Annotated in this window: 3 protein-coding genes; all 3 read right to left on the bottom strand. The window is 72.6% G+C overall.

Annotated features, from left to right (window positions below; translation table 11 throughout):
* Positions 1 to 799 (bottom strand): orotidine-5'-phosphate decarboxylase (pyrF, locus tag ACFU99_RS34655; protein ID WP_384399857.1); only part of this gene is annotated, 799 nt, incomplete at its 3' end.
* Positions 796 to 1,905, bottom strand: a complete 1,110-nt coding sequence (locus tag ACFU99_RS34650) for a quinone-dependent dihydroorotate dehydrogenase (protein ID WP_384399854.1) — start codon at positions 1,903 to 1,905, stop codon at positions 796 to 798. The genes ACFU99_RS34650 and pyrF, both read right to left, overlap by 4 nt.
* A gap of 77 nt (positions 1,906 to 1,982) precedes the next feature.
* Positions 1,983 to 4,394 (bottom strand): carbamoyl-phosphate synthase large subunit (carB, locus tag ACFU99_RS34645; RefSeq protein ID WP_384399852.1); only part of this gene is annotated, 2,412 nt, incomplete at its 5' end.

The raw sequence follows: 4,394 nt of genomic DNA, 5'->3' as shown, positions 1-4,394 counted from the left end.
GTCCGGCGGCGTCCGGACCGTGCCGCAGCACCCCCCGGCTGACGCTCGGGACGACGTCCCGCACGGCCGCGCCGAAGACCCGCGGGAGGTCGGCGGGGGTCGCGCCCTGCGCGCCGATGCCGGGGGCGAGCAGCGGGCCGTTGATCGCCGGGTCCACGCCGGCCGCGCCGAGCGTGTCGCCCAGCGTCGCGCCGACGACCGCGCCGTACGAGCCCATGGGCGCCGCGCCCGCGTTCTCGTCCCGCAGGTGGCCGAGCATCGTGGCGGCGACGCTCGCGCCGTCGGCCCGTACGGCGTGCTGGACCTCGGCGCCCTCCGCGTTGGAGGTGAGCGCCAGCACGAAGACGCCCGCGCCGTTCTCGCGGGCCAGGTCCAGCGCCGGGCGCAGCGAGCCGTAGCCGAGGTACGGGCTGAGGGTGACGGCGTCGGAGAAGAGCGGGCTCGCCGGGTCGAGGTAGGTCGCGGCGTACGCGGCCATGGTGGAACCGATGTCGCCGCGCTTGGCGTCCATGAGGACGAGGGCGCCTGCGGCGCGGGCCTCGGCGACGGCCTGTTCCAGGACGGCGATGCCGCGCGAGCCGAACCGCTCGAAGAAGGCGGACTGCGGCTTGAGCACGGCGACGCGGTCGGCGAGCGCCGCCACGGCCGTACGGGTGAAGGTCTCCAGCCCCGCGATGTCGTCGGCGAGGCCCCAGTCGGCGAGCAGCGAGGGGTGCGGGTCGATGCCCACGCACAGCGGGCCGCGCTCGTCCATGGCGCGGCGCAGACGGGTTCCGAAGGGTTCCGGGGCGCTGGTCATGCGGTCACCTTCCGGTGCTCGGCGCCGACGGCGTCGGCGAGGGTGGCGTACGGGCTGTCGGCGAGGCGCCGGGCGAGGCCGCGGTGGACGGTGCGGCACCAGAAGGGGCCCTGGTAGATGAAGCCGCTGTAGCCCTGGACGAGGGTGGCGCCGGCCAGGATGCGCTCCCAGGCGTCGTCGGCGCTCTCCACGCCGCCGACCCCTATCAGGGTGATCCGGTCGCCCACCCGGGCGTACAGGCGGCGCAGGACCTCCAGGGAGCGCGCCTTGAGCGGCTGCCCGGAGAGGCCGCCGGTCTCCTTGGTCAGCGACGGCTCTGATGTCAGGCCGAGGCCGTCGCGGGCGATGGTGGTGTTGGTGGTGATGACGCCGTCCAGGCCGAGTTCGACGGCGAGGTCGGCGACGGCGTCCACGTCCTCGTCGGCGAGGTCGGGGGCGATCTTGACGAGGAGGGGGACGCGGCGGCCGGGCACGGTGCGGTCGGCGGCCTCGCGGACGGCGGTGAGCAGCGGGCGCAGGTGGCCGACGGCCTGGAGGTCGCGCAGGCCCGGGGTGTTCGGCGAGCTGACGTTGACGACGAGGTAGTCGGCGTGGGCGGCGAGGCGCTCGGTGGAGGTGACGTAGTCGGCGACGGCGCCTTCCTCCGGGACGGCCTTGGTCTTGCCGATGTTGACGCCGACGGTGGTCCTGAAGACGGGGTTGCGGGCCGCCAGGCGGGCGGAGACGGCCGCGGAGCCCTCGTTGTTGAACCCCATACGGTTGATCAGCGCGCGGTCCTGTACGAGGCGGAAGAGGCGCTTCTTGGGGTTGCCGGGCTGCGGCTCGGCGGTGACGGTGCCGATCTCGACGTGGTCGAAGCCGAGCATGGTCATGCCGTCGACGGCGACGGCGTTCTTGTCGAATCCGGCGGCGAGGCCGAAGGGGCCGTGCATCCGGCGGCCGAGGGCCTCGACGCGCAGCGCCTTGTGGCGCGGCGCGAGGAGGGCCGCGACGAGGGTGCGCAGGACGGGGACGCGGGCGGCGCCGCGGATCCAGCCGAAGGCGAGGTGGTGGGCGGCCTCCGGGTCCATGCGGCGGAAGATCAGCTGAAAGAAGATTCGGTACATTTCGGGCCTTCTGGGCAGAGGGCTGCGCGGGTCTCGCGAAGAGGGGGGACACCGGCCGGTGTCCCCCCTCCCGCGCGCTACGCCTCGCGAGCCGCGGTCAGATGTTCCGCGTGGTCCTGGAGGGAGCGCACCCCGACGTCGCCGCGGGTCAGCGCCTCGATGCCCTGCACGGCGGCGGCGAGCGCCTGCACCGTGGTCAGGCACGGGACGGCGCGGGCCACGGCGGCGGTGCGGATGTCGTAGCCGTCGAGACGGCCGCCGGTGCCGTACGGGGTGTTGACGATCAGGTCGACCTGGCCGTCGTGGATGAGCTGGACGATCGTCTTCTCGCCGTTCGGCCCCTCCCCCTCGCTCTGCTTGCGCACCACGGTGGCGTTGATGCCGTTGCGCCGCAGCACCTCGGCCGTGCCGGAGGTGGCGAGCAGCTCGAAGCCGTGCGCGACCAGCTCACGGGCCGGGAAGATCATCGAGCGCTTGTCGCGGTTGGCGACGGAGACGAAGGCCCGGCCCTTGGTGGGCAGCGCCCCGTACGCGCCGGCCTGCGACTTCGCGTACGCGGTGCCGAAGACCGAGTCGATGCCCATGACCTCGCCGGTGGAGCGCATCTCCGGGCCGAGGACGGTGTCCACACCGCGGCCGGAGGAGTCCCGGAACCGCGACCAGGGCAGCACGGCCTCCTTGACGGAGATCGGCGCGTCCAGCGGCAGCGTGCCGCCGTCCCCGGTCCTCGGCAGCATGCCCTCGGCGCGCAGCTCCGCGACGGTCGCGCCCAGCGAGATGCGGGCGGCGGCCTTGGCCAGCGGCACGGCGGTCGCCTTCGAGGTGAAGGGGACCGTGCGGGAGGCGCGCGGGTTGGCTTCGAGGACGTAGAGGATGTCCCCGGCCATCGCGAACTGGATGTTGATCAGCCCGCGCACGCCGACGCCCTTGGCGATGGCCTCCGTGGAGGTCCGCAGCCGCTTGATGTCGTAGCCGCCGAGGGTGATCGGGGGCAGCGCGCACGCCGAGTCGCCGGAGTGGATGCCGGCCTCCTCGATGTGCTCCATGACGCCGCCGAGGTAGAGCTCATGGCCGTCGTAGAGCGCGTCCACGTCGATCTCGATGGCGTCGTCGAGGAACCGGTCGATGAGGACCGGGTGCTGGTCGATCAGCCCGGCGTGGCGCTCCAGGTACCCGCCCAGCGACGGCTCGTCGTAGACGATCTCCATGCCGCGCCCGCCCAGCACATAGCTGGGGCGGACCATGACCGGGTAGCCGATCTCGGCGGCGATGTCCTTGGCCTGGTCGAAGGAGAAGGCGGTGCCGTACTTCGGCGCGGGCAGCCCGGCCTCGGTCAGCACCCGGCCGAACGCGCCGCGCTCCTCGGCGAGGTCGATGGCCTCCGGCGAGGTGCCCACGATCGGCACGCCGTTGTCCTTGAGCGCCTGCGCCAGGCCCAGCGGGGTCTGGCCGCCGAGCTGCACGATGACACCGGCGACCGGCCCGGCCTGCGTCTCCGCGTGGACGATCTCCAGGACGTCCTCCAGGGTGAGCGGCTCGAAGTAGAGCCGGTCGGAGGTGTCGTAGTCGGTGGAGACGGTCTCCGGGTTGCAGTTGACCATCACGGTCTCGTACCCGGCGGCGGACAGCGCGAAGGAGGCGTGCACGCAGGAGTAGTCGAACTCGATGCCCTGGCCGATGCGGTTGGGCCCGGAGCCGAGGATGATCACGGCGGGCTTCTCGCGCGGCGCGACCTCGCTCTCCTCGTCGTACGAGGAGTAGAAGTACGGCGTACGGGCGGCGAACTCGGCGGCGCAGGTGTCGACGGTCTTGTAGACCGGCCGGACGCCCAGCGCGTGCCGCACCTCGCGCACGACGTCCTCGCTCAGCCCGCGGATCTCCGCGATCTGGGCGTCGGAGAAGCCGTGCCGCTTGGCCTCGCCGAGGATGCCCGGCTCCAGCTTCTCGGCCGCCGCGATCTCGTCCGCGATCTCGTTGATCAGGAAGAGCTGGTCGACGAACCACGGGTCGATCTTCGTGGCGTCGAAGACCTCGCGCTGTGTGGCCCCGGCGCGGATGGCCCGCATGACGGTGTTGATCCGCCCGTCCGTGGGGACGCCCGCCTTCTCCAGCAGCTCCGCCTTGTCGCCGATGGCGCCGGGCACGCCCGCGAAGTCGAACTGCGAGCCCTTCTTCTCCAGCGAGCGCAGCGCTTTGTTCAGCGCCTCGGTGAAGTTGCGGCCGATCGCCATGGCCTCGCCCACCGACTTCATGGTGGTGGTGAGGGTGGCGTCGGCGGCCGGGAACTTCTCGAACGCGAAGCGGGGCACCTTGACCACGACGTAGTCGAGCGTGGGCTCGAAGGACGCCGGGGTCTTCTCGGTGATGTCGTTCGGGATCTCGTCCAGGGTGTAGCCGACGGCGAGCCGGGCCGCGATCTTGGCGATCGGGAAGCCGGTCGCCTTCGAGGCCAGCGCCGAGGAGCGGGAGACGCGCGGGTTCATCTCGAT

It is taken from the genome of Streptomyces sp. NPDC057654 (assembly GCF_042800135.1).
Taxonomy (GTDB): domain Bacteria; phylum Actinomycetota; class Actinomycetes; order Streptomycetales; family Streptomycetaceae; genus Streptomyces.
This window is presented reverse-complemented; position numbering and strand designations above follow the sequence as displayed.